The following is a 23,572-nucleotide window of genomic DNA, read 5'->3' on the forward strand; positions in this document are numbered from 1 at the left end:
GGACGCTCCGGCGCGGTGCCGTCCAGAGCCTGCTGTCGCAGGCTCTACGGAACTCGCCCTGGTGTCGAGACGATACGAGCGCTGGACTGCCTCAATTGCGCAGAAAGTACGAGCACTGGTATGGGCCGAGCGACTCGCCCTGAGAGCGGAGGGTGACCTGGACGTCGTCGGGACGGAGCTTGGGGTGGAGGACGGCCTGGGCGCGGGCCAGGCTGCACACCAGCTGACCGTTGCGGAGGCGTTTCTCGGCAGAGCGGTAGGTCTCCGGTACGTCGAAGGTGACGCGGTTGCCGCTTCCTGAGGCGTGGTAGGGGCCGTTGAATGCCACGAGGGTGGTGAGTCCGCTCTTCTGCTCCGACTCGTTCGGGCCGGCGAGAAGGAGTCTGACGACGAAGTCGAGGGAGCGCAGCTTCACGTCGGGCCGGGAGACACCGCGAAGGCCCGTGTCCGATGCGAAGTAGAGCCGCACCCCCTTGGTGAGTCCCGTTATGGGCTCACCGGCGTCGATCGCTCCCGTCGGCGTGATCCGGCAGCCGGCGACGGCCGACAGGAACAGGGTCACCACGACGCAGGTGCGCAGGGTCTTCATGGCACATCCTTCGGGCGGTGACGAGGGAGTCGGAGTGTGAAGACTGCGCCGCCTTCGGCGCGGTTGGCAGCCGAGATGGTGCCGCCGTGCAACTGGGCGTTCTCCAGGGAGATCGCAGTGCCGAGGCCGCTGCCCTCGGACCGTCGGCGGGCGGTGTCGGCCTTGTAGAAGCGGTCGAAGACGTGCGGCAGGGCCTCGGGAGGCAGGCCGGGGCCACAGTCCGTGACGTCGAGGGTGATCTCGTTGTCCGTGGCGCGGAGCACCACCGCCACGGGCTGGGCCCCGTGTTTCAGAGCATTGCCGACGAGGTTCGCTACCACGACATCGATCCGGCGCCGGTCGACCATCGCCCGCACCCCCTCGGCGAGGTCCGTGTTCACAGGGGCGCCCCAGCCTCGCCGGGTGAGCGTCGAGCGGACCAACTCGGCTAGGTCGGTCTCCACGGTGTCGAGCGACGCGGTCATGGCGTCGAAGCGCGAGATCTCGATAAGGTCCTGGACGAGCCGGGTGAGCTGGGCAATCTCCGCACTGACGGTGCGGGCGGCCAGGGCGGAGTCCGGCGGCAGCTGATCGGCGTCCTCGTCCAGCACGTTCGATACCAGGGTCATCGCGGCGAGCGGGGTGCGCAGTTCGTGTGAGACGTCGGCGACGAAGCGGCGTGCGCGCTCTTCCTGCGCCCGCAGTTCGGCGACCGACGTCTGAAGGCTCTCGGCGGTGTGGTTGAAGGTTTCTGCCAGCTGCGCGACTTCGTCCCTGCCCTTCACCGCGACGCGGGTGGAGAGTTCACCCTCGGCGAGCTTCCGGGTGGCCCGACCCAGGTCCCGTACGGGTCGGAGCACGGTGCGGGCGGCGAGCAGCGCGAGTGCCGCGGCCAGCAGCACGACCGGGACGAGTCCCCCGCGGACGGTGGCCACGAGTACGGCGATGTCCTCTTCCTCGGCCCTGAGCGGGGCGAGGGTGAAGACGTCGAGGTCTGAGGTGCGCCCGGTGTCGAAGGCCACGGACGCGCCGACTACCAGGAACGGTTCGCCCTGCCACTCGACACGCTGGAAGTGCATCCGGCCGGCGGTCCTGACCGCGGTCCGCAGCTCGGGAGTGATCCGCGTCTGGTCCGCCAGTGAGTCCGAGGTGGCGGTGAGGTCGTGGTAACGGGCGACCACGATGTCAGCGCCGAGTCCGCGCGAGACGCTCGCGGCGAAGCGGGTGAGGGTGCTCTGGTCGGGAGGGATGTCGATGTCGGCTGCGACCTCGCTCACCCGGTTGCGGAATTCGGTCATAGTCGTGTTCTGCGCCCGTTTAAGGACGGCGTTGCGGCACTCGCGGTGGGCGAGGGCGGCCGTGGTCACCGCGCTGAGCAGCGTGACGAGGACGAAGGTGACCACGAGTCGGGAACGCAGCCCGCCCACACGGAGCCTCAGGTGTCTCATCGGTGGCTCACAGGGGGCCGAACCGGTAGCCGAAGCCCCGGACGGTCTGGATGTACCGCGGCTTGGAAGGAAGGTCCTCGATCTTGGTGCGCAGCCTGCGCACGGTGGCGTCCACCAGTCGCGAGTCGCCCAGGTAGTCGAGGTCCCAGACAGATATCAGGAGCTGCTCGCGGCTGAATACCCGGCCCGGGGCGGCTGACAGCTCCAGCAGCAGTCGCAGCTCCATGGGCGGCAGCGGGATGGGCGTACCCAGCTTGGTGACGGTCAGGCCGGCTCGGTCGATGGCAAGCCCCGCCTGATGCTCTCCCGGCGTGGAGCCAGGCGCCGGCTCCGCGCGGCGCAGGGCTGCCCTGATACGGGCTTCGAGCACGGCGGCCGTGACCGGTTTGACCACGTAGTCGTCGGCACCCGCTTCGAGGCCCGTGACGATGTCGTGGTCGTCGCCGCGTGCCGTCAGCATGATCACAGGGATGGTGCTGCGGACCCGGATGCCGCGGCAGACCTCGAAGCCGTCCATGCCGGGGAGCATCAGGTCGAGGACGATGAGCTCGACCGGCTTCCCTAGATGGCCGTCCAGCATGAAGAGAGCTTCCTCTCCGGTGGCTGCCACGGATACGTCATAATCGTGTCGGCGCAGGACGAGTTCCATCCCGTCGCGTACGGAGGTGTCGTCCTCGATGAGCAGCACATGCGGCATGCCCCTGATTATGCGGGAGCGTTGCCTGTGTCAGATTGGTCGGTGGAGAGATTCGCGGCTCGCGGGCGATTGTTACGTCCCCGTCATCCGGGAATCCAGAGCTCATCATGTGACGGGCCGAGCATGACTGCATGAAAATCCGAAACCGATCCCGCGCCGTCGGCCGCGTCCGCCTGGCAGCACTTCTCGCACTCCCCATGCTGGTCCTCTCCACCGCATGCAGCGGAGAAAACGGCGGGGTCAAAACGGTCCAGGACGTAGCCTCCTCTCCCGGGGACGCGGCCTCCGGCAACAAGAGCTCCGGCAAGCAGGGCGGCACGGGCGACAAGGGCGCTTTCTACGACGCACAGGTGAAATACGTGCAGTGTATGCGCGGGGAGGGCGGCATCAAGGACTTTCCGGACCCGAAGCTCAGCGGCTACCTCGACTACACGAAGATCGAGGAAGTCGCTCGGAAATCCGGGAACGAGGAGATGTCCAAGGGCCCCAAGGACGGAAAGAAGGAGAAGCCCGTCTGCGGCAAAGAGAAGGCCGCTGCCGAGCGGGTGGAGCCGAAGCGTGACGCAGAGAAGGAGTACGAGTCACTGCTGTCGCACGCCAAATGCATGCGGGAACACGGCGTCTCGAAGTTCTCCAACCCCACGATGTCCGACGGCCATGTGATACCCGGCGGTGACGCCAACCCCGCCGCGTCGCCGATCGACCCCGATTCCCCCGCGTACCGGCAAGCCCGTGAGGCGTGCAAGGACAAGCTGCTCGACGGACTGGACGGCATGCAGTGAGGCGGCGCACGGCGCTTGTCGCAGCCGGCGCGGTAACGGCAGCTGCTGCGCTCGGCACCGGAACTGTGATCCTTTGGAGCGGTGACCAGGCCGCAAGAGTGGAGAAGAAGGGTGACCTTCCTCCCGCCACGGCCGAGATCGCCCGCACCGACCTCGTACAGAGCAAGACCGTCGACGGACACCTCGACTACGCACAGCGCCGCACCGTCAAGTCCCCGGCCGAGGGGACGGTGACCAAGGCCGCCGAGGAAGGCAGGACGGTCACTATAGGGCAGCGGCTGTACGAGCGGAATGCCCGGCCGGTGATCCTGATGTACGGGCCGACACCTGCGTTCCGGGCGATGAAGGTGGGTGACCGAGGTCCAGATGTCCTCCAGCTGGAGCGCAACCTCCGCGATCTCGGATTCGGCGCGAGCCTGTACGTCGACACCCGCTACGACAAGGGCACCGAAGCCGCGGTCAAGAAGTGGCAGAAGTCGATCGGCATCGAGAACGCGGACGGCAGGGTCAGCCGGGGCGACGTTGTCTTCCAGCCCGGTGCGGTGCGGGTGGTGGCGGCGGACGCCGCGCTCGCCGACCAGATCGGCCCGGAGACGACCGTACTGACCGTCGCCTCTACCAAACCCGTCGTCCGGGCCCAACTCGAGCAGACCGACGCGGCTCTGACGTCCAAGGGCACCAAGGTCAAGGTCACCCTGCACAGTGGCAAGACCGTCGACGGCAAGGTGACGGGAACCGTCAAGCCCCCGGTGACGGAAGGCTCCGCCGAGTCGAGCAACGAAGGCATCACGGTGGAGGTCACCCTCGACGGTCCCCGGTCCGCACTTGCCTCCGAGGACCTCAAGGCCACCACCAGCGTCAAGTTCGTCAGCGAGAGCCGCCGGAACGTGCTGGCCGTCCCGGTCGAGGCGGTCGTCGCCCTGCGTGGCGAGAACGGCGGCTACGGCCTGCAGATCGTCCAGGGCCACACCACGAGGATGGTCCAGGTCACGACCGGCATGACCGCCGACGGGCGTATCGAGGTCAGCGGCAGCGGCATCTCGGAGGGCATGAAGGTCGGAGTGGCCGAGCAATGACAGTGATCGAACTGCAGGCGGCCACCAAGTCCTACCCCGGCGGTGTACACGCCCTGCGCGGCGTGGACCTCCGCGTCGACCGGGGCGAACTCCTCGCGATCGTCGGTCCGTCCGGCTCGGGAAAATCCACCCTGCTCAATCTGATCGGCACCCTCGACCGGCCCACGTCGGGCACGGTCCGGGTGGCCGGGCACGACGTGAGTGCCCTCTCCGACAGCCGGCTGTCCGCACTACGGGCGCGGCACATCGGCTTCGTCTTCCAGCACTTCCACCTGAACCCCGGCCGGGACGCAGTCGACAATGTCGCGGACGGCCTGCTCTACGCGGGCGTGCCACTGAAGGAGCGGCGGGCACAGGCCCGCCTGGCGCTGGACCGGGTCCGCCTCGGCCACCGGCTCGCGCACCGGCCGAACGAGCTGTCGGGCGGCGAGAAGCAACGCGTCGCCATCGCCCGCGCCCTGGTCGGCGAGCCGGACCTGCTGCTCGCCGACGAGCCCACGGGCGCGCTGGACACGGCATCTGGCGAGCTCGTCATGGAACTCGTCCGCGAATGCCACGCGGCGGGCACCACCATCTGTGTGATCACCCATGACAACGAGATCGCCGGCTCACTGCCCCGCCGCATACGGTTCAGGGACGGGGCCGTGGTCTCCGACTCCCGTTCCGGCGAGGCGGCCTCATGACCGGCCCCGCGTTGAAGCCCGCACGCCTCCCCTCGGCCGACATCCTGCGTACCGGCGCCGTCGGACTACGCGCCCGCCGTGCCCGCGTGCTGCTCTCCGCACTCGGCATTGCGATCGGCATCGCCACCATGGTCGCGGTGGTCGGCCTGTCCACGTCCAGCCGGGCCGACCTGATGTCTCAGCTCGCCCGCCTCGGGACGAACCTGCTCACCGCCGAAGCGGGGAAGGACGCGCTGGGCCAGGATGTGAAGCTCCCGAAGCATGTGGTCGCCATGGTCGAGCGCATCGGCCCGGTGCAGCAGGCCACGGCCACCGCGCAGGTGGACGCCCGGATCCGCCGTAGTGATGTGGTCCCCGAGGAACAGCCGGCCGGAGTCACCGCGCAGGCCGCCCGGCCGGACCTGCTGACCACGCTGAACGCCCGGATGGCCAAGGGCCGCTGGCTCGACAGTGCCAATGAGCGGCTGCCGGTCACCGTCCTCGGCGCCGTCGCGGCCGAACGGCTGAGCATCACCGAGCCCGGCGAGAAGATCATGATGAACGACCGCTACGTCGTGGTCGTCGGCATCCTCAGCTCCATCGAGCTCGTCCCCAACCTCGACCGGGTGGCCCTGGTCGGCTTCCCGGCCGCGGAGAAGTACCTGGGATTCGACGGCCATCCCACAACCGTCTTCGAGCGGTCCCCGGACGCCTCGGTCGAGGGCGTCCGCGCGGTGCTCGCGCGGACGGTCATGCCCGGCAACGAAGGCTCTGTGAAGGTGTCGCGGCCTTCCGACGCACTGGCGGCGAAGACCGCCGCCGACAAAGGACTCACCGGCCTGATGCTCGGCCTCGGCGCGGTCGCCCTCCTGGTCGGCGGTGTCGGTGTTGCCAACACCATGGTCATCTCGGTCCTGGAACGCCGGCAGGAGATCGGTCTCCGTCGCGCGCTCGGTGCTACGAAGGGCGCGATCCGGCTGCAGTTCCTCACCGAGTCACTGTTGCTCTCGGCGCTGGGCGGGGTGGCGGGCGCGGTGCTCGGCGCGGCGGCGACGTTCGCCTTCGCCAAGGCGCAGGGCTGGCAGGTCGTAGTGCCACTGTGGTCGATCGGTGGCGGCCTGGGCGCGACGCTCGCCATCGGCGTCCTGGCCGGCCTCTACCCGGCGATCCGGGCCTCCCGGCTCCATCCCACGGTCGCGCTCCACGCGACCTGACTCCCCGCATCGAGGTACAGACCGTGGTCTCTTCTTTCCCCCGAAGGACACGGTGCTCGTTCCCTTGATGGACACAGTGCGCAGAGACATGGACATGGAACAGTGCACGAGTCGACTTTTCGGCCCGGACGGCATTCATCGTTGGGGAGGCCGGGCTGGGCAGGACGGGCCCTGCTGGGATCTGCCACGGTCACCGCGGAGCGAAGGTGACCAGCACAGATGGCCGGCGAGTTCTCCCCGGTGGTGGGCGGTTGCGGCAGATCAGCAGGTGGCGGCGCTGGTCCGTGCTGATGCCGATCCAGGCCCAGTCGCAGTAGCGCGGTCCGTCTTGTCGAAGCGCTCCGGCCCAACGGCCAGCCCCCGGCGAGGACAATGTGCAGCAGATTACGGCTCAGATGGCCGCCGCGAAGCGGCGCAGAGCCGTTGCCGTCAGCTCGGCGGCCGTGGGCACTGTCGGCGCGGTGCTGGCCGCGGTCTATGGCCCGGCGATGGAGGAAGTCCTCGAGATCATCGGGGCGAGCGGCGGCCTGTGGGGAGTCATCGACGCTGCCCGGAACAACAGCCCCCGCGAGCTTAAGGAGGACCGCTGGTACTACGTCTGGGCACTGTCATGCAAAGCCCAACTCTTGAGCTGAACCGGAGCCTGAGCGCGTGCCATCGAACCTTGGCGACCAACCAAGCTTTGCGGAGTTTGAGCCAGGCCAGTTGTCTACAGGCTGATGAGTGGGACCAGCAACCGACGGCCTTGGCCCGCTAGGTGTGCCATCTCATGAGGTTGGTAGCGCTCGTTGAGTAGCCGTTGTTCTTCCGATCTTGAGTGATGCGCGTCGAACGGGAGTCCCGATCGTGTGGTCGCGGGGCGCTTGGCGCATACGAACAGGGTCTCCTGAACAGCTCGTTGGTGTCTAATCACCGAGCTATATCAGGAGGCCCTGGTGCCGCAGTCTTCCGTGTTGGTGGCTCTGGGCCATCCAGTTCAGTCGCCCTGGAGCATGACTGCCTGGCTCACCGGTTCGGAAATGCCGCTGACAACGGGGTCCGGCGGCCACGCTACGCGTCGGATACCGCATGCGGAGTGGGCGGTCATCCGGCCGCTGCTGCCGGTGCCGGACTGGATGCCGGGGCGGGGTAGCCGGCCGGAGTCGTACTGCCACAGGGCCATGTTGGATGCGATCCGCCAACTGGTCGACAGCGGGATCGAGTGGGCGGTCGATGCCCGCTGACTTCCCGCCGTGGGACCGGGTCTACGCATTCTTCCGCCGCTGGCGCGACCACGCCCTGGTCAAGGAGTTCCACGTCCGGTTGCGCGGCCAGGTCCGCATCAGGCTGGGACGGGATGTGGAGCCGATGGCCGGCGTGGTCGACTCGCAGTCGGTCGAGGCGGACGCCGTCGTCGGCGCCGACAGCCGCGGGTTCGACGGCGCCAAGCTGATCAACGGCCGTAAGCGGCATGTCGTGGTCGACACACTTGGCCTGCTGTTGGGGGTCATGGTCACCGCCGCGGACACCGGTGATCGCACTGCCGCCCTCGTGCTACTTGAGCAAGTGGCAGGAGCGCACCACCTGTTGGCCCTTGTCTGGGCCGATGGCGGCTACACCGGCAGTCTCGTCGAATACTGCCTGCACCAGCCCGCGACCAGATCATCCAGCCCAGGGCGTGACCACCGACACCGTCATCGACCTCATCGGAAGGAGCCGGGGTTGGCGCTCGCCCTGGCGTCGAGGGCGAAGAAGTGCTCGGCGCCGAAGTCCGGTTCGACCTGTGCCCAGTCTGCGGCGGTGAATCCCTCGGCGTCGCGGCGTACCAGCATGTCCCACACTTCGTGCCGGTCGGGGTCATTGGGGCAACGGGTTCGCGGGCGTGGTCATGACGCGGTATATGTCCTCTGGTCGATGCGGTGTTCGGCGAGTGCGTCATGGTCAAGTGCGATGCCGAGGCCGGGGCCCTTGGGCAGCAGTATGTGGGGTGGGGAGAACTCCAAGGGTCTGGCGAGCAGGTCGTGGGAGCGGATGTAGCGGCCGAAGATGTCGCTGGGCCACAGGCATGAGCGGGCTGCGGCGCAGGAGTGCAGGTAGGCGGCCTCGAGGATGCCCAGGTCGATCTCCGAGCCGTGCCAGCAGGGCAGGCCGGCGACGTCGGCGATGTGGTCGAGTCGCTGGAAGTCGGCGAGACCGGCGCTGAAGTTGAATCCGCCGGCCTCATGGTTCTGCACCGCAGTGATCACGTCCTCGATGTGGTTGCCGGGTACGGGATAGGGCAGCGCGAAGTGCCGCACGATCGGCACTGGGCTCGAGTGGCACAGCTGCGCGTAGTCGGCGCGCATCCAGGGGAGGATCGGGTCTTCCAGGCAGAGCACGTTCCCGATGTCGGCCAGCTGCGCGGCCAGGCGGCGCGTCTCATGTGGCCGCTCGAAGCGCTCGTTGGGGGTCAGGACGACGTTCATCCCGGGAGCCGCCTCGGCGATGGCGGTGCACCAAGCCACGATGTCGTCATCGAGCGCGCACTTGAACTTCAGGCAGGTAAAGCCCTGCTGCTGGTAGTGCCGTGCCAGCGGGCCGACTTCGTCGTCCCGGCGCTGCCCGCTCCAGGCCCCCACCAGGACCCTGTCGCGGACCGGCCCGCCGAGCAGGTCGACCACGCGCAGGCCGTGGAGCTTCGCGACGGCATCCCAGAGCGCGATCTCGAAGCCGTCATGTTCGGGGACCTTGGCGAAGGGCAGGCCCTGCCGGAACACCTTACGCACGTCCTGGCCCAGGAGCGCCGCGGAGATGTGGGCGACCGTGGCCCAGTCGTGTCCCCGGTACAGCTCGCCGAGGCCCGTCGTTCCATCCTCGAGCTGAAGCTCGAGGATGACCTTGGGACATTCGTCGAACTGCCGCATCCAGCTCTTGCTACCGTGGTCGGGGATTTTGTGCAGCGGCTTGTTCAGGCCCGGGGATTCGAGGGCACCCGGGTGGGCACGGACGACGACCTCGGTGGCGGTGATGCGGACGATCTTCAGGGCCGCCCCTTCACAGGACGCCGCAAGCGGAAAATGCTGGGTGCTCGTCAACCAGCCCTCGATCACCCGGCGTACGAGGTTCTCAGCGGAGGCTTTCTCCATCTCGCGCTCGATCACTGCGTCCTCGACCTTCCGTGGGATGACGACCACGCCGTCAAGGTCGCCGAAAACGAGATCGCCGGGATTGACCTGGACTCCGCCGATCTCGGTGGGCACGCGATAGTCGATGACCCGGGTGCGGACGGCGGAGTCCTGCACGTACCGACCGCAGCTGAAGGGCCCCTTGGGGGTGTCGCGGTGGAAGCCGCCGATGATCGCGCCGCGGGTGCGCGCCGTAGCGGTGAGGATCTCCCCCCGTAGGCGCAGCGCATAGTACCGCCCCCGCACAGGTGGACCTCGCCTGCGGCCAGTTGGTCGATGCCTTCGGTGAGCACGCCAAACTGTTTGTCCTGCGGTTCGTATACGTCCGCCATGAGCACGGGCATCGCCCGGCCGACGACGGTCATCTCAGGCAGGGCCGGGTGGATCCGGGCCGGCAGGAACTGGTGGTATCGCCTGAGCTTGTCGAGCACGTCACCGACGACGGGCGAGTAGAGCTGGGCGGGGACGAGCGCTGAGCGGGTCTCGTCCGGTGTCGGCACTGCCATGGGTCTCCGTCTCGTCAGCTGCTGTACTGTCGTGGTGGTTGTACTCAAGAGCCTCGAGCGCTTGCCGAGGTCCGGTGTGTAGTGCTGGTGGCGACCCAGTGCCCGGCGGGTGTCATGCGGCGTTGGCACTGCCATTGACTCCTGCCGGAGGGACGGGCCCGCTGTCAAACGGGCGGGCAGGCCGGCGCCAACCACGAGGGTGTGTCCGGTGACGCACCGGCTCATTCAGGAGAGTCGGAAGACCGCGGCCCAGCCGCAGTCGACGGGATCAACCAGGGGCAGGACAGACCCACAGTTCGCCAAAGGCCTCCTAGGACTCCTGGCCACCATCGTCAAAGCCCATCCGCTCGGTGTGCTCGGCCCGCGCCGCACCCGCATCTTTGTAGATGAACCATCGGCATGGCCCTGCCGTGTCGCAACCGGACATGGGTCGCATGGGCGGTCGCCCTTCACGCATGTCAATCCATTCCATGACGATCGCCGAGTGCACGGCGTACCAGCCGACACCCAGCCTCCGCCAAGCCCAGTCGTGACGTTCTGTCGTGCCTTCGGGGCTGCATCCGGGCCGGCCGCTGTCCGGGTCACCGCGCCGAAGGACGCCGCAGCTTCCGCACGGATCGAGGATCATGGTGAAGCGATCCTCCTCTTCCACGATGCCGACGTCGCCGCGATGGCGTGGTCCGGACAAATGGCCGCGCATCCCCTCGACCGAGATCTGCAACTTCTCCAGCGGGGTCATGGTCGGCCAGACGGCGTAGCGCGGCTTCCACAGGTCCTCGTAGGCGCGCAGGACGACATCGAGCACAGCCTGCTCGCCGTCTCGATGCGCGATGTTCGTCAGCAGATGCTGGATCCACCACACGAGCTGGTCATGCACGGCCGCCATACGGATCCGCATGGTTTCCAGCCGTTCGCGGGCCACCTGCCGGTCACCCGCCTGACAGGCGCGAAGAACCGCTGTCAGGTCACCAGCTCCCGGGCCGAATCCACTCATGGCGTCGATGAGCTCTTCCGCATGGGCCAGCGCGGGACCAGTCGGCTCGGGGCCGGAGAACGCGATGATCACCTTCAACCACGTGTACAGAGCCGAGTTGATGCGTGTCATCTCGTCGAGGAAGTACTCGGCAAGATCAGCCGCAATCTCCCACTCGGACTCAGAGAGGTACTGCTCGGCCATGGCCTGCGTCGACACACCCAAGGTGTCGATGCCGTCGACTCTGATACGCCGACCAAGAGCGGGTGACCACTGGACGGGGCTTCCCATCGGGCCCGGGCGTGCGGTGACGCCGGGGTCCCCCGCCTCTGCTTGCCGAGGGTTCATCGCGTAGCTTCCATCCGGGTGAGGCCGGCATCGAACAGCTCGACGATGCGGTCAATCTCGCTTCCCTCGATGACAAGCGGAGGCGCCAGGAGGAACACGGTGCCCGGATGCACAGTCAGCGTCACGAGGCCCAGGTCGCGCAGCTCACGTCGCAACCACCCGCAGGCGGCGACGGCATTGCCGAGGGCGCCGGCTTGGTCGTCCGAGGGGAAGAGCTCCAGCCCCGTGAGCATGCCGACTCCCCGTGCGTCGACGAAGGCATCGTGGTGCCCGAGAGACCAGAGACCTTCGCGCAGGCGCGCTCCCATCTCCCTCGCCCTGTCCGCGAGGCATTCTTCTTGGAGGATCTTGATGTTCTCCAGCGCCACGGCGCAGGCGACAGGGTGTCCGCCGTAGGTGTGTCCATGCGCAAAGACCCGGTCTGCCTTTTCGGACTGAGCGATCTCGTCGACCACTCGGTCACGCACGACAGTCGCTCCGATCGGCATGTAGCCCGACGAGAGAGCCTTGGAGAAGGTCAGGAAGTCGGGTGTGACGCCAGATAGCTGATGGGCGAACATCTTGCCCGTCCGGCAGAACCCCGTGATGATCTCGTCGACGATGAGCAGGATGCCATGCTCGTCGCAGAGCTTTCGCAGGGCGACCAGGTCCTGGGGCGGGGCGGAGGCCACCCCGGAGGCCGTCGCGCACGCGTCGACGATCACAGCCGCGATGTTCTCGGGGCCCTCGCGCTCAATCGTCGCTGCGAACTCTGGCGCACCGGCGGCGTGTCGTGCCCCCATCCCCCAGCCAGGACCGGTGGCGGGCCCCTCGGCGACGACCCCGAAGCGGGTGTCTCCCAGGTAGATGTCGTTGCGCGTGGCGTAGTAGCGGCCATCGCAGTTCATCGCGCCGAAGGTCACACCGTGGTACGCGCCAAAGCGAGTCACCACCTTGCGGCGCCTGGTGTCACCTCGAACCCAGTGGTACTGAATGGCGAGCTTCAACGCAACCTCGACCGCCTCACTTCCGCCTGGCGTGAAGTGAACCTTCTTCATGCCTGCAGGGGTGAGGTCGATCAGCTTCTCTGCCAGCTCCAGAGCGGGCTCCGAGCTGTAGCGGAACACGTCGAGGAACGCCAGGTCCTGCATCTGTCGAGCGGCAACCCCGACCAGACGAGTGCGACCGTGGCCGACCGCCATGGCTTCTAGGGCGCCAACGCCATCGAGGTAACGCTTCCCATCCTTGCCGGTCAGCCAGACCCCGTCTCCGGACGTCAGGATCGGGAGACCTTGGGGGTCGAGCTCTGCTGTGGGCGGGCTGAAGGGCGGCCAGACGAAGCCCGGGCTGAGGTCGGCTCCGGTCCGGGAGTTCCAGGCTGTGGCGGTCAAGAGGGACTCCATTCAAACGATTGAATTGTTTCATACTAGGTCGCGCTGCCCGAGGTGCACAAGAGTGCACCGCACGTCAAATGTGTGCCATTCGCTGGCCAGCGGTTCCCTCGGAGAGGAGGAGCGGACGACCTCGGCGGTGGCCCCGGCATTGGTCCTTCGCGGTGGGGATCAGGCGGGTCAACGACCGCTTGGCTAGCTCGATGGCCTCGGCGAGGGGATGCCGTCAGGCGAACAGCCCGAAATCACCCGACCAAGTTCAGTAGCAGCTCCTACACCGAGGGAGCACGCCACAGCCTGGTGTTGCGCCAACCGGGACACTCGGTGCGCCGGAGTCTCACCAACGTGCCGTCCGTAGCGAACTATGCCGCTCGAGTTCGCGCAGCCGAGCGCACGGCTTCCAGCTCGTCGACATCAATCTCGTCGGTGCCCTCGAAACGAGATCTCCACCAGGAACTCGTTCAGGGCGCAGTCCCGGTCGAGTCTCGAAGGACGAGGCGCATCGGTTGCCCGACCACTTCGTTCACCTCTGCGGAAGGTGGGATCGTCGACAGAAGCTCGATGCCCCTGGCACCGAGCTGCGTCAGCGGCATCTGGATCGTCGTCAGGCGTGGCTGCACAATCTCGGCGATCTCCGCATCATGGATCGCCACGATCGAGACACGCTCAGGGACATGGAGACCGGCCTCCTGCGCCGCCTGAAGCGCGCCGACGGCCGAGGGCAGGTTCGCTGCGACGACCCCTGTGAAGGTCATTCCGGACGTAAGGATGCGTTGCATGGCCAGCCTGCCGCCGGCGACGGTGTAGTTTCCCGAGACGGGGTCTCCCAGGCTCTCGAGCCCGGCACGGATGCGGGCCGACTCGAACCCGGCGAGACGTCGGTTCGCGGTGTCCGCACCGGCGGGGCCACCTACGAACACGATCCGGCGGTGGCCCAGCTCCACGAGGTGGTCCACCGCCATCCGGGAGGCTTTCTCGTCGTCGAGCACAACCGACCGATCGATCCCCGGCACCGCCCGGTTGACCAGCAGGTAGGGAACCCGAAGGTTCGCCAGCTCGAGGGTTGGTCCTCCGGCGATCAGGAGCCCGTCGACTCGGCCACCATCGAGGGCCTCGAGCCAGTTGTTGCGGCTCCACCCCTCTCCGCTCGTCGTCATCATCACGCAGTTGAGCTGGGCGGCTGCGGCCTCGGCGCCCATGATGATCTGGGCGAACACCGGGTTGTCAAAGGTCGGGATGACCAGCCCGAATGCGCCGGCCTTGGCCGTCTTGAGGCTCCTGGCGATGGCATGGGGTCGGTATCCCAGGCGCTGCGCCTGGTCGAGAATCCGAGTCCGGGTCTCGTCGCGGACCTTGACCTGCTGCCCCCGGAGAACCCGCGAGACCAGCGAGACGTCGACTTCCGCCGCCCGCGCAACGTCGACGAGTGTCACCCGATCCGACATTCGCCATCGACTCCTCTCTCGCCAGTCAGGCTTGGCCATCGAACCGGTGGTTGCGCGAGCTCCAGGGTGATCTCGTCCGGATCGAAGAAGCGGCAGGTAAATCCTCCCTCATTCACTCCGGCGGTGAACGTCTGGGGGGCGAGACGAACCGTACGCCTTCGTCCACCAGGTTTGCGTAAACTCCAGCGCATCCTCGACGGCGAACGCGAGGTGAGGCGCACCAGGGCGGTTGTGGCTCCCGCTGTCTGGTCGAAGCCCACCAGCGAGAAGGTCCTTGCGACGGGGTGGGTGGTCTCGCTCATCCCTGCTCCTTCCAAGGATTTGGCACGGCCTCCAGGGCCGCGCGCCATTCGGATACTGCCGTCTCGCAGCACTGGACGGCCTGGCCCACCGCATGCTCGTCCACGATGACATTGATCGCCGGCAGGTGTGGCTGGGTCGCCAGCCACCGCTCCAGAACGGTCGAGAACGCCTCGTGCCCCTGACGCGACTGGCGAGCTAGCTCGTAGACCACGTCATGAGCGACCTCCCGGCCAAGATGGGGAGCGAGCTTGATCATCGCCGACTCGGCCATGATCAATCCCCCGTCGGCATGCAGGTTCTCGTGCATCCGCTCGCGGTAGATCGCCAAGTCGCTCACCAGCTCGTTGGCCAGTGCGAGCGCGGAGCTGACGTTGACGAACAATGCCGGCAGGAGGACCCATTCGACCTGCCACTCGCCGGCCGACCGCTCGTGCCCGGCTTCGGCAGCACGAGAGAGACCGACGACGGCAGTCCTCGCCGCAACGGCAAACCCGATGATCGACTCGCTGGTGATCGGATTCGTCTTCTGCGGCATCGTGGAGGATGCACCGCGATGGTGACCGACGGTCTCCCCCAGCTCGCCGATCTCCGTGCGGGCTAGGTCGGCGACCTCCCGTGCCAGGCGGGCTGCCGACGTGGCCGCGGCGACAGCCACCGAGCTCACATGGACCAGTGAGTCACGCGCCACGTGCCACGGGACCGCGGAGTCCACGAGACCGAGTCGTTCAGCCGTGAGTGCTCGGATCTTCCCAGCGTGCTCGCCGTACGCCGCCGACGTCCCTCCGGCACCGAACAGTGACACCCGGCGTACGTCGTCGCGACAGGCCAGGATCCGCGTCCGATGACGTTTGACCTCGTCGAGATAGACAGCCAGCTTGGCCCCGAGTGTCGTCGGAACCGCCTGCTGGCCATGCGTCCTCCCCGGCATGACCGTGAGCGCCTCGTCGGCGGCCTTGACCGCGAGCGCGTCACCGAGGGTTCGGAGTCGCGACTCGAGCAGCTGCATGGCCGAGTCGAGCTGGAGGGCGAGACCACTGTCCATGATGTCCTGGGTGGTCGCGCCGAGGTGGAGGCTGCCGCGCAGGTTCTCCGGGAGCGCTGCATCCAGCTGACGCACGAGCCCCAGGATCGGGTAGCCAACATTGCGTGCGCTCTCCCACAGCTCAGCTGGGTCGACACTCCCGGAATCGGCACAAACGGCAGCGATGGCGTCCGCGCGCTCCTGGTCGACGATCCCGAGGTCGGCCTGGGCTTGTGCCAGGGCTGCCTCGACCTGCTTCCAGGTGTCGATCATGCGATGCGGCGAGAAGATCTCGATCATGTCCGCGTCGCCGTACAGCTCCAGCAGCAGGTCGAACGGCGCCGGCCTGGGTGTCATCAGTCCATCTCCAATCCACCATCGACGTTGACAGCCTGTCCCGTGATGAACGACGCAAGGTCGCTGGCAAGGAACGCGACCGCGGCCGCGAGCTCGTGGGCCGAACCCGCCCGCGCCAAGACGGTTTTGGCTGCCACCTCGTTCAAGTAGGCCTGACCTGCGCCCTCGCCGAACTCTGCGTCGCGATCGCGGATGATTCCGGCCCACATGTCCGTCAGGAACATGCCCGGGCAAACGGCGTTCACCCGGATGCTCGGCCCGAGGGCCAACGCCGCCGACTTGGTCAGGGACAGAAGGGCCGCCTTGGTCGCCGCATAGTCGGCGGCGTTAGGACGACCGGAGCGGCCGGCGACCGAGGACAGGGTGACGATGCTGCCACCGTCCGTCATGCGTGCGGCCGCTGCCTGAATGGTCGCGAAGACGCCGCTGAGGTTGATCTCGATGGTGCGCGTCCACTGGTCAGCCGTGATGTCGGCGAACGGCGCCGTTCGCACCACGCCCACCGCGTTGACCAGCACGTCGAGCGACTCGACCTGTGCTGCCGCGCAGGCGAGCTCAGGCAACCGCGAGCAGTTCTCCCGATCCGAGAGGTCGAGCGGTACGAGGTGAAGCCTGCCCGCCTCTCCCACCGATCCGGAGACCAAGTCGTCGAGACGACCGGAAGGAAGGTCACTGACGACAACCCTGGCTCCTCCTTCGAGGAACATCTCCACGCAGGCGCGCCCGAGACCACCGGCACCGCCGGTCACCAGCACCGTGCGCCCGGAGAAGTCGAGGTTGATCACGCGCGCACCTCCTGAGCGCGGCCGGACTCCATCGACCGGTAGAGCGCCTCGACCAGGGCCAGAGTGCCGAGGTTGTCCTCGGCTGCCGTGGGAGCCCGCTCGCCTGTCTCGATCCAGCGAAGTAGGCCAGCCATCGGCCCGACGAAGGCGTCGGGCAGCCAGCGCGTCGCGACCGGGTATGGCAGCCAGCCGTCGGTCGGGATCCTCTCGCTGAACAGCTCGAGCGTATCGGGGCGGCCATGCGGATAGTCGTAGAGCAGCCCGATCGTGCCGCGGACCGCGCCCTCGGAACCGTCGAGACGGAACTCCGCTCGCGAGTCGTTGCCCAGGTTCTCATGGTTGACGTGCAGCGTCGCCGCTGCTCCGCTGTCGAAAACGAGGGTGCTCATGGTGCGGGTCTCGCCTCGGGCGAGCTGGCCTGGTCGCCTGCCACCAACGCTGAACACACGGCGTGGGTCACCCAGGATCGAGCGGATCGCGTCCAGGTAGTGGATGGAGTGGTAGTTGATCTCCAGCCTCTCGGCGGTGAGCAGCCAAGGCCAGGCCTGCCAGTCGGTGGCGATGGCTACGTTGAAGGACATCGCCGTGGGTGTGCCGATCCACCCGGCATCGAGAATCGCGCGAGCCGCGGCGATGCCCTCGTCGTACCGCATCTGCTGGTTGACCGCCATGAGGACTCCGGACTTGTCGGCCAGGGCGACTAGCTCCCGGCCGGTCTCGAGGTCCTGGACGAACGGCTTCTGGCAGAGCATGTGCTTGCCTGCTTCGATGCCGGCGGCCACGATGTCGGGCTGGGCGTTTGCCACGACGGCGATGTCCACGACCTCGACACGGTCATCGCCGAGCACCGCCTCCAACGAGTCGTAGACATGGGTCACGCCCATCTCCTTCGCCACTCGCTCGGCCCTGCCGCGGTTGAGGTCATAGAGACCGACGATCTCCAGGCCGGCGTTGCGATAGGCAGGCAGGTGAGCCACCTCGACGATCGACCCGGCGCCCACGACGGCGATCCGCCGCTTGTGATGCTCGGGGATCGTGATGTCGATGGCGTCCGCGATCGGCTTCCAGAGGTCGAGACCGCTCATGCGGGGCTCCCGAGGTTGTAGACGGTACGGGCGGTGCCACCGAGAACGGCGCAGCGTTCGTCTCCACTCAGCGGTTCGAGCAACTCGTGGATCGTCTGCCACCACGTCGCGTAGCCCCCCGCCAGCAGGCTGACCGGCCAGTCGCTACCGAACATCAGTCGGTCGGGTCCGAAAACCGCGAGAGCATGGTCGGTGTAACGGCTCAGGGCCTTCGCGGTGTAGTCGTTCGGGTCCGCGGCCGTGTCGAGGCCGGAGATCTTCGCAGACACGTTCGGGAACTCCGCTGCGGCAGCAATCAGGTCCGCCCACGGCTCCCATCCACCCGCCGCGATGGGCGGCTTGGCCAGGTGGTCGATGACAATGTTCATCGAGGGGAAGCACTTGGCCAGCGTGGGCACGTGCTCGAGGTGTCGAGGCAGTACGGCCACGACATCGTAGGAGAGCCCAGCTCGGGCTACGGCGTCGAGCCCCTGGACGACGTCCGGCCGGACGGTCCAGTCCGGGTCGGGCTCGGTGTGCATGAGGTGTCGGATCCCTACGATGCGAGGGTCAGCGGCGTACCGCTCGATGATCTCCCCAAGCCCGGTGTGGTCTGTGAGAGGAGCCCACGCCACGATGCCGGCGACGCGCGGCCACTCGTCGGCGATCGCGATCATCGCCTCGGTGTCCTCGAGGGTTGAGTCCGCCTGAACGAGGACTACGTCGTCGACTCCGGCAGCGGCCACGAACTCCTCGACGTCGGGCACGCCGTACGTCCGGTTGAGCACGCCGTACTCCGGACCCAACCAGGAGTAACCGCCCGCGCTCAAGTCCCAGAAGTGCTGGTGAGAGTCGACCACTCGCACTTTGTCCGTCATGACGTCACCTCTCGAATGTGTTGTTGGCTTGCTGCCGACGCATCGACCAGACCAGCCGCGGCGCCTCGAGCACTGGAATCTGAGTGACCTCGTCGAAGCGCTCGACGTAGACCGACATTTCCGCCTGCCACCGGTCGTTGACCGGATCGTCAGTCAGGCGCTCGACGAGCACCGCGTAGTCATCCACGTCGACCAGATGAAGCAGGGTGCGTCCGTCCCGCCAGATCGCCCAGTCACGGACTCCCCCGTCGGTGAGCGCCTGAAAGAGGTCATCGGGGATCTGCTTGTGTGCGCTCTCATAGGCCAGCTCCATGCCCTCACGCAGGAAGCTGACGAGGACCACCGGCCGAAACAAGGTCATTGGCGTGCCTCCCGCCTGACAGCCGCGAGCTCCGGGGCCGCAGGTACGAGCGTCGGTGGCGGCGGCAGCTCGGCAGGGGCAGGCTCTTCATGGGAGCCGATCCTCGAGCTCTGCTGGCGACGCAAAGCGATTGTGTACATACCAGCGGCCGTGATGAGGACAATGCCCTCGATCAGACCCTGGAAGTTCGCTCCAAGGTTCAAGATGTTGAAGCCATTGGCAAGCGTCACGAGGATGAGTGCACCTACCAGCGACTTGACGACGCTGCCCAGCCCGCCGAAGAGCGATGTGCCGCCCAGGATCGCTGCCGCCAATGCAGTCAGCTCGAAGCCACTCAAGCCGGTCGGGTTGATCGAGCCGAGGCGGGAGGCAAACAGCACCCCGACGAGAGCAGCCGCGGTCCCGTTCAAGATGAAGGCGACCACCTTGTACCTGTTGACCGAGACGCCCGACAGACGCGCCGCTTCTGCGTTGCCACCACAGGCATAGAGCCGCCGCCCGACGGCCGTATAACGCATGACCAGACCTGCCAGGGCGACGAAGACGAACAGGTAGACGGCACGCTCAGTGAGCTCCACCGTGAGAATGAGCACGGGGCTCAGTGCGGCGACCACGAGACCCGCGAGCGCTGGGGCAAGTACGGCTGGTGTCGTCCACCCGCCTGGCTTGCGCCGGACCGACCACGCCCGCACCCCTGCGACGGCAAAGAGCGCGAGGGCGACGACGAGGTAGAGGTTGGGTGTGACGAAGCGCCCGTCGTCGAGCGCGCGGAGAGCGTCGCGGGCCGATCCCTCGCCAGCCGTCACTGTGCGCCCGTCGGTGAGGATCAGGACCAGACCGCGAACGGCAGTCAGCGTCCCCAAGGTAACGATAAACGCGTTGATTCCTACGAACTGGACCACGATGCCGTTGAACAGCCCCACGCCCGCCCCGGCGGCCAACGCCAGGAGGAAAGCCCCCCAGAAGCCCAACGGCGGCATCGCGGCCAGACACACGGCGGCACCCAGGGCGGCCACCGAGCCCACGGACAGGTCGAAGTTGCCGGAGATCAGCACGATTGTCGACGTGATCACGAGGATGCCAAGGAGCGCCGTCTGGTCGAGGATGTTCGAGACGTTCGTCGGCGAGACATACGACGGCCGGCCCGCGCTCGCCGCGGCCACACTGAGAATGGTCACGAGGATGGCCAGGGCGTAGACCACACCGGCGTTGCTGGGGTGCAACCAGGACGGCAGGTATTGCGACCGCCTCGCTGCACGCGGTGGCCGAACAGCCGATCTAGACATGGGAAGCCTTTCGCGCGGTCGGGCCCAAGCCGTGTGTCAGCATGATGAGCTCCTCTTCGTTCGTCTCTTCGGCCGCCAGGTCGGCGATGACGCGCCCGCCTCGGATGACCAGAATGCGCGTGGCTACCGACAGCAGTTCCTCGAAGTCGCTGCAGGCGATGACGACGGCGCGGCCTTCGTCGGCGAGCCGCTTCACCAGGTGGAGGAGATCAGCCTTCGCTCCGACGTCGACGCCTGCGGTCGGCTCGTCAAGGAGCCAGACGCGTTTGTCGGCGTACAGCCACTTGGCGAAGGCGACCTTCTGGGCGTTGCCCCCCGACAGCTCTCGAGGCAGTGCATCGACACCTGACGCGACGATTCCCAGCTCGGAGATCGCGAGGGCGGCCCGGTCGCGCTCCTCCTGTTGCTTGGGGAACCAACGCCCGAGTGACCACCGTCCGAGGTCCGGCAGGCTGATGTTCTTCCAGATCGGCTGGTCGACGTGCAGCCCCTGCTGGACCCGGTCCTCGGGCACGTAGGCCACGCCGGCTTCGACCGACCGGAGGGGTGACGGTTTGATCCGGCGGCCGCAGATCCGCACGTCCCCGCGGGCTCGGCGATCTGCCCCAAAGACCGCGTTCAAGATCTCCGAACGCCCCGAGCCGAGCAGCCCCGCCAAGCCGACCACCTCGCCCGCAGCGACCATGAACGAGACATCCCGGACGCCGACGGGCGCGTTGAGGTTGCGGACGCTGAGCACCTCTTCCGTCCCCGTGCGACGGGTCGATCCCGCTCGCTCGACAGCGAGCAGCTCGCGGCCCGCGATTGACTGAACGAGCCGCTCCTCGCTCAGCGTCGCCGTGGTCTCGGAGAGGACGATCCGGCCGTCCCGAAGGACCGAGACATGATCTGTTATCTCCAGGATCTCGTCCAGGAAGTGCGAGATGAAGACGAACGTAGTGCCCGACGCCGCCAGTCGGCGCACTGCGTCAAGCACGATCCTCCGCTCCGTCTCGGAGAGCGACGCGGTCGGCTCGTCCATGATGACAAGGGCCGCACCCACGGCTAGCGCCTGCAGGATCGCCACCATCTGACGCTGCCCGATGGGCAACGTCCCAACCAGAGCGTCCGGGTCGATGCTGTACCCCAACCGCTCGACCAGCGCGCCGAACTCTGCGTCCATGGCCTCGGTGAGACGCCAGGGTCCGGGCCGCGAGAGAAAGACGTTCTCGAGCGTGGTGAGCGTAGGCACCAGCGGCACGTGTTGGTGGATCGTGGTCAGGCCGGCTTGTTGAGCCTGACCAGGGTCGCGCCACGAGCACTCCTCACCGCGCCAGGCGATCGAGCCGGACGACGCCCCCTGAACCCCACTGACACACTTGATCAGCGTCGACTTGCCGGCGCCATTGGCGCCGACAAGGCCGTGCACGCTGCCCTGGGTCACGCGAAGGTCCACGCCCCGAAGTGCGAGGGTGCCGTTGGGGAAACCCTTGGTGAGCCCTCGCACCTCGAGGATGGGAACGCCTTCATGCAGACTGGCCATCAGGACTCCTCAAAGGCCGTTCGTCTTACCACTGGGGGGCGCACTTGGCGACATTGCTCGCGTCGATTGCGGGAGTTTCGTACGAGACGAACTCCGCAGACTTCGTGTCCGTGCCCTTCAGATGGCCGTACAGCGTCTGCATGGCCAACTTACCGAGGTCGTAGGGCTTGTAGCAGACGGTGCCGGCCAGCTCACCGGACTTGACAGCGGCGATGCCCAGCTTCGAGCCGCCAATGCCGATGACCTTCGCGTGCGACTTCGCTGCCTTGACCGCCTTCGCGCACCCGACGCCCATGTCGTCGCTCTCGGCGTAGAACAGGTTGATGTCGGGGTTGCTGGACAACATGTTCTGGCACGCAGACTGGGCCGCCTCGGCGGTCCAGTCACCAGGCTGACGAGCAACCACTTTGAACTTCACACCCGCGACCTTGGCTGGGTCGAGGAACCGGGCGAACCGCGTCTCGACCTCAGCGAACCCGGCGGCGCCCTCCACGACGGCCATCTTGCCGCCCGAAGGGAGGGCCTTGAGGGCAAGCCTGCCCGCGGCCTTGCCGGCTTCGTACTCCTGCTGAGTCACCAAGGCCGCGAGACCTGAGTAGACGTCCTCCAGCTTGCGCTTCTTATGGTCGCCCACCTGCGACGCGACAGCGACGACCGGGATCTTCGCGGCCTTCAGCTGGTCGACGTACCCGACAGCGACGCCGGAGTCGACGGGAAGCAGAAGCACGCCGTCGGGCGACTGCCCGATGAGGTCCTGTACATCGCTTCCCTGTTTCTGGGCATCGCCCTTTGCGTCGAGTTGCACGATGTGGACGCCCAACTCCTTGGCCTTCGCCTTGATGCCCTCGCCGATGGCAGCGGGGAAGGGGAAACTCTCGCCCAAGTTGGAGACGCCGACGGTCATGGCCTCGTCCCTGGGACTTGCCGACTTGCCACTCCCGTTGGCCTGACCACAGGCGGATAGCCCGGATACAGCAGCCACGCACGCGACGGCAACAATGGTCCTACGCATTGTCCAGTTCCCTTCTGCCGTACCAGACCGAGATCCACAGAGGTGACGAGCGCCCCGACGCAGCTCTCCTCGTCGGTCAAACGTTTGACTTAGCGTACGTGGCACCAGCAGCGCCTGACAAGAGCCAGGTCAAACGATTGTTTTCCGATCGCGAGGGTGCAAGGCAAACGGGTGGAACAGAGGAACAACGAGGAAGATGCCCGGCTGCCACGAGTCAGCGATCACGGCGGTCGGCCGCGGCGACTGCTGTGGGCGGGGCGGGGGCACACCAAGCTTGTTCGCAGCCCATGCCGGGGCCTGTCATAGCGTGCACGAGACCGGCTGAGGTGGACGCTGCAAGGCTGTACGTCGAGCTGTCGTACGTGGACGCTGTACGTCAGCGTCGGCGGCGGTCCTTGCCGGGCTGTGCACAGCCCGGTTCGAGGACGTGACTCCGGTGCGCCGTTTCACTGGTTGCGAGGTGAGCGTCATTCGGCGGGCTGGTACCGGTCGGCGACGACCAGGCCCCACGTCGGCTTCGAGCCGTGGCTGGAGCGGGACCGGCTTCTGCTGACGGACTTCGATCCCGAGGCGGTGGGGATCGCCTCGCAGCCGTTCTGGCAGCACTGGCACGACGGCGAGCGGGAACGTCGGCACGCCCCGGACTACTTCGTGCGCCGCACGTATGGCTCAGCGGAGTCTTCGATGTCCGTGCGGACGACCGGATCGAACCGGAGGGCGCCGAAGCGTTCGAGGTGACGCGCCTGGCTTG

At 67.1% G+C, this 23,572-nt stretch carries 24 protein-coding genes and 1 pseudogene; 8 read left to right on the plus strand and 17 right to left on the minus strand.

Features of this window, described 5'->3' with window-relative positions:
• Nucleotides 1-91: 91 nt before the first annotated feature.
• Genes STRNI_RS09865 through STRNI_RS09875 form a run of 3 tightly spaced genes read right to left on the minus strand, consistent with a single transcriptional unit; the run spans nucleotide 92 to nucleotide 2,713 of the window.
• Nucleotides 92-589, minus strand: coding sequence for a hypothetical protein (locus STRNI_RS09865; protein ID WP_277410994.1), 498 nt, complete (start codon nucleotides 587-589; stop codon nucleotides 92-94).
• Nucleotides 586-2,016, minus strand: coding sequence for an ATP-binding protein (locus tag STRNI_RS09870; RefSeq protein WP_277410995.1), 1,431 nt, complete (start codon nucleotides 2,014-2,016; stop codon nucleotides 586-588). Before STRNI_RS09870 ends, STRNI_RS09865 begins: the two co-directional genes overlap by 4 nt.
• 7 nt (nucleotides 2,017-2,023) lie before the next feature.
• On the minus strand, nucleotides 2,024-2,713 hold the full coding sequence (locus STRNI_RS09875) for a response regulator transcription factor (RefSeq protein WP_277410996.1): 690 nt from the start codon (nucleotides 2,711-2,713) through the stop codon (nucleotides 2,024-2,026).
• Nucleotides 2,714-2,844: 131 nt separating this feature from the next.
• On the opposite strand from STRNI_RS09875, the gene STRNI_RS09880 reads away from it, so the two are divergent.
• The 7 genes and pseudogenes from STRNI_RS09880 to STRNI_RS09905 form a co-directional block, all read left to right on the plus strand.
• Complete coding sequence (locus tag STRNI_RS09880) at nucleotides 2,845-3,495, plus strand: hypothetical protein (RefSeq protein ID WP_277410997.1); 651 nt, start codon at nucleotides 2,845-2,847, stop codon at nucleotides 3,493-3,495.
• Nucleotides 3,492-4,571, plus strand: a complete 1,080-nt coding sequence (locus STRNI_RS09885; RefSeq protein WP_277410998.1) for a peptidoglycan-binding protein — start codon at nucleotides 3,492-3,494, stop codon at nucleotides 4,569-4,571. Before STRNI_RS09880 ends, STRNI_RS09885 begins: the two co-directional genes overlap by 4 nt.
• Nucleotides 4,568-5,254 (plus strand): ABC transporter ATP-binding protein, encoded by a 687-nt coding sequence (locus tag STRNI_RS09890; protein WP_277410999.1) that lies wholly within the window; start codon nucleotides 4,568-4,570, stop codon nucleotides 5,252-5,254. The genes STRNI_RS09885 and STRNI_RS09890 overlap by 4 nt, the downstream gene beginning before the upstream one ends.
• Nucleotides 5,251-6,447 (plus strand): ABC transporter permease, encoded by a 1,197-nt coding sequence (locus tag STRNI_RS09895; protein WP_277411000.1) that lies wholly within the window; start codon nucleotides 5,251-5,253, stop codon nucleotides 6,445-6,447. Before STRNI_RS09890 ends, STRNI_RS09895 begins: the two co-directional genes overlap by 4 nt.
• 395 nt (nucleotides 6,448-6,842) lie before the next feature.
• On the plus strand, nucleotides 6,843-7,082 hold the full coding sequence (locus STRNI_RS09900; RefSeq protein WP_277411001.1) for a hypothetical protein: 240 nt from the start codon (nucleotides 6,843-6,845) through the stop codon (nucleotides 7,080-7,082).
• 480 nt (nucleotides 7,083-7,562) lie between these two features.
• On the plus strand, nucleotides 7,563-7,670 hold the full coding sequence (locus STRNI_RS41310) for a hypothetical protein (RefSeq protein ID WP_338149810.1): 108 nt from the start codon (nucleotides 7,563-7,565) through the stop codon (nucleotides 7,668-7,670).
• Between the two features lie 124 nt (nucleotides 7,671-7,794).
• A pseudogene (locus STRNI_RS09905) lies at nucleotides 7,795-8,010 on the plus strand (transposase); the annotation flags it as partial.
• A 119-nt stretch (nucleotides 8,011-8,129) separates the two neighbouring features.
• Here the strand turns inward: STRNI_RS09905 and STRNI_RS09910 are convergent.
• Nucleotides 8,130-8,258: a hypothetical protein gene (locus tag STRNI_RS09910; protein WP_277413394.1), complete on the minus strand. Its 129-nt coding sequence runs from the start codon at nucleotides 8,256-8,258 to the stop codon at nucleotides 8,130-8,132.
• 54 nt (nucleotides 8,259-8,312) lie between these two features.
• Entirely contained in the window at nucleotides 8,313-9,836 is a 1,524-nt protein-coding gene (locus STRNI_RS09915; RefSeq protein ID WP_277411002.1) for an enolase C-terminal domain-like protein, read from the minus strand.
• A 2-nt stretch (nucleotides 9,837-9,838) separates the two neighbouring features.
• Between STRNI_RS09915 and STRNI_RS09920 the strand changes: the two genes are divergently transcribed.
• Complete coding sequence (locus tag STRNI_RS09920; protein ID WP_277411003.1) at nucleotides 9,839-10,066, plus strand: hypothetical protein; 228 nt, start codon at nucleotides 9,839-9,841, stop codon at nucleotides 10,064-10,066.
• A 340-nt stretch (nucleotides 10,067-10,406) separates the two neighbouring features.
• Here the strand turns inward: STRNI_RS09920 and STRNI_RS09925 are convergent, their stop codons facing one another.
• The 12 genes from STRNI_RS09925 to STRNI_RS09980 all read right to left on the minus strand — a co-directional run bounded on the left by STRNI_RS09925 (nucleotide 10,407) and on the right by STRNI_RS09980 (nucleotide 22,713).
• Complete coding sequence (locus tag STRNI_RS09925) at nucleotides 10,407-11,288, minus strand: hypothetical protein (RefSeq protein WP_277411004.1); 882 nt, start codon at nucleotides 11,286-11,288, stop codon at nucleotides 10,407-10,409.
• A 125-nt stretch (nucleotides 11,289-11,413) separates the two neighbouring features.
• Complete coding sequence (locus STRNI_RS09930; RefSeq protein ID WP_277411005.1) at nucleotides 11,414-12,787, minus strand: aminotransferase family protein; 1,374 nt, start codon at nucleotides 12,785-12,787, stop codon at nucleotides 11,414-11,416.
• A 461-nt stretch (nucleotides 12,788-13,248) separates the two neighbouring features.
• A complete protein-coding gene (locus STRNI_RS09935) occupies nucleotides 13,249-14,232 on the minus strand; it encodes a LacI family DNA-binding transcriptional regulator (RefSeq protein WP_277411006.1) in 984 nt (327 codons plus the stop codon).
• Complete coding sequence (locus STRNI_RS09940; protein ID WP_277411007.1) at nucleotides 14,217-14,534, minus strand: hypothetical protein; 318 nt, start codon at nucleotides 14,532-14,534, stop codon at nucleotides 14,217-14,219. The genes STRNI_RS09935 and STRNI_RS09940 overlap by 16 nt, the downstream gene beginning before the upstream one ends.
• A complete protein-coding gene (locus STRNI_RS09945) occupies nucleotides 14,531-15,913 on the minus strand; it encodes a lyase family protein (protein WP_277411008.1) in 1,383 nt (460 codons plus the stop codon). Before STRNI_RS09945 ends, STRNI_RS09940 begins: the two co-directional genes overlap by 4 nt.
• Nucleotides 15,913-16,698, minus strand: coding sequence for an SDR family NAD(P)-dependent oxidoreductase (locus STRNI_RS09950; protein ID WP_277411009.1), 786 nt, complete (start codon nucleotides 16,696-16,698; stop codon nucleotides 15,913-15,915). The genes STRNI_RS09945 and STRNI_RS09950 overlap by 1 nt, the downstream gene beginning before the upstream one ends.
• Nucleotides 16,695-17,783, minus strand: a complete 1,089-nt coding sequence (locus STRNI_RS09955) for a Gfo/Idh/MocA family protein (RefSeq protein ID WP_277411010.1) — start codon at nucleotides 17,781-17,783, stop codon at nucleotides 16,695-16,697. Before STRNI_RS09955 ends, STRNI_RS09950 begins: the two co-directional genes overlap by 4 nt.
• Nucleotides 17,780-18,640, minus strand: coding sequence for an amidohydrolase family protein (locus tag STRNI_RS09960; RefSeq protein ID WP_277411011.1), 861 nt, complete (start codon nucleotides 18,638-18,640; stop codon nucleotides 17,780-17,782). The genes STRNI_RS09955 and STRNI_RS09960 overlap by 4 nt, the downstream gene beginning before the upstream one ends.
• A gap of 4 nt (nucleotides 18,641-18,644) precedes the next feature.
• The gene (locus tag STRNI_RS09965) at nucleotides 18,645-19,001 is read right to left on the minus strand and encodes an L-rhamnose mutarotase (protein ID WP_277411012.1); all 357 of its coding nucleotides are present in this window, start codon (nucleotides 18,999-19,001) and stop codon (nucleotides 18,645-18,647) included.
• Nucleotides 18,998-20,203, minus strand: coding sequence for an ABC transporter permease (locus STRNI_RS09970; protein ID WP_277411013.1), 1,206 nt, complete (start codon nucleotides 20,201-20,203; stop codon nucleotides 18,998-19,000). Before STRNI_RS09970 ends, STRNI_RS09965 begins: the two co-directional genes overlap by 4 nt.
• A 76-nt stretch (nucleotides 20,204-20,279) precedes the next feature.
• Nucleotides 20,280-21,809: a sugar ABC transporter ATP-binding protein gene (locus tag STRNI_RS09975; protein ID WP_277411014.1), complete on the minus strand. Its 1,530-nt coding sequence runs from the start codon at nucleotides 21,807-21,809 to the stop codon at nucleotides 20,280-20,282.
• A gap of 25 nt (nucleotides 21,810-21,834) precedes the next feature.
• Complete coding sequence (locus STRNI_RS09980) at nucleotides 21,835-22,713, minus strand: sugar ABC transporter substrate-binding protein (RefSeq protein WP_277411015.1); 879 nt, start codon at nucleotides 22,711-22,713, stop codon at nucleotides 21,835-21,837.
• Nucleotides 22,714-23,572: the final 859 nt, after the last annotated feature.

Origin of the sequence: Streptomyces nigrescens, from assembly GCF_027626975.1 — a bacterium.
GTDB lineage: Bacteria > Actinomycetota > Actinomycetes > Streptomycetales > Streptomycetaceae > Streptomyces > Streptomyces nigrescens.

What these genes read in the sequence shown, in the direction of transcription:
- STRNI_RS09865 (WP_277410994.1), bottom strand. Translation starts at nt 589, where the DNA reads ATGAAGACCCTGCGCACCTGCGTCGTGGTGACCCTGTTCCTGTCGGCC.
- STRNI_RS09870 (WP_277410995.1), bottom strand. Translation starts at nt 2,016, where the DNA reads ATGAGACACCTGAGGCTCCGTGTGGGCGGGCTGCGTTCCCGACTCGTG.
- STRNI_RS09875 (WP_277410996.1), bottom strand. Translation starts at nt 2,713, where the DNA reads ATGCCGCATGTGCTGCTCATCGAGGACGACACCTCCGTACGCGACGGG.
- STRNI_RS09880 (WP_277410997.1), top strand. Translation starts at nt 2,845, where the DNA reads ATGAAAATCCGAAACCGATCCCGCGCCGTCGGCCGCGTCCGCCTGGCA.
- STRNI_RS09890 (WP_277410999.1), top strand. Translation starts at nt 4,568, where the DNA reads ATGACAGTGATCGAACTGCAGGCGGCCACCAAGTCCTACCCCGGCGGT.
- STRNI_RS09895 (WP_277411000.1), top strand. Translation starts at nt 5,251, where the DNA reads ATGACCGGCCCCGCGTTGAAGCCCGCACGCCTCCCCTCGGCCGACATC.
- STRNI_RS09900 (WP_277411001.1), top strand. Translation starts at nt 6,843, where the DNA reads ATGGCCGCCGCGAAGCGGCGCAGAGCCGTTGCCGTCAGCTCGGCGGCC.
- STRNI_RS41310 (WP_338149810.1), top strand. Translation starts at nt 7,563, where the DNA reads ATGCCGGGGCGGGGTAGCCGGCCGGAGTCGTACTGCCACAGGGCCATG.
- STRNI_RS09910 (WP_277413394.1), bottom strand. Translation starts at nt 8,258, where the DNA reads ATGCTGGTACGCCGCGACGCCGAGGGATTCACCGCCGCAGACTGGGCA.
- STRNI_RS09935 (WP_277411006.1), bottom strand. Translation starts at nt 14,232, where the DNA reads ATGTCGGATCGGGTGACACTCGTCGACGTTGCGCGGGCGGCGGAAGTC.
- STRNI_RS09940 (WP_277411007.1), bottom strand. Translation starts at nt 14,534, where the DNA reads ATGAGCGAGACCACCCACCCCGTCGCAAGGACCTTCTCGCTGGTGGGC.
- STRNI_RS09945 (WP_277411008.1), bottom strand. Translation starts at nt 15,913, where the DNA reads ATGACACCCAGGCCGGCGCCGTTCGACCTGCTGCTGGAGCTGTACGGC.
- STRNI_RS09955 (WP_277411010.1), bottom strand. Translation starts at nt 17,783, where the DNA reads ATGAGCGGTCTCGACCTCTGGAAGCCGATCGCGGACGCCATCGACATC.
- STRNI_RS09960 (WP_277411011.1), bottom strand. Translation starts at nt 18,640, where the DNA reads ATGACGGACAAAGTGCGAGTGGTCGACTCTCACCAGCACTTCTGGGAC.
- STRNI_RS09965 (WP_277411012.1), bottom strand. Translation starts at nt 19,001, where the DNA reads ATGACCTTGTTTCGGCCGGTGGTCCTCGTCAGCTTCCTGCGTGAGGGC.
- STRNI_RS09975 (WP_277411014.1), bottom strand. Translation starts at nt 21,809, where the DNA reads ATGGCCAGTCTGCATGAAGGCGTTCCCATCCTCGAGGTGCGAGGGCTC.
- STRNI_RS09980 (WP_277411015.1), bottom strand. Translation starts at nt 22,713, where the DNA reads ATGACCGTCGGCGTCTCCAACTTGGGCGAGAGTTTCCCCTTCCCCGCT.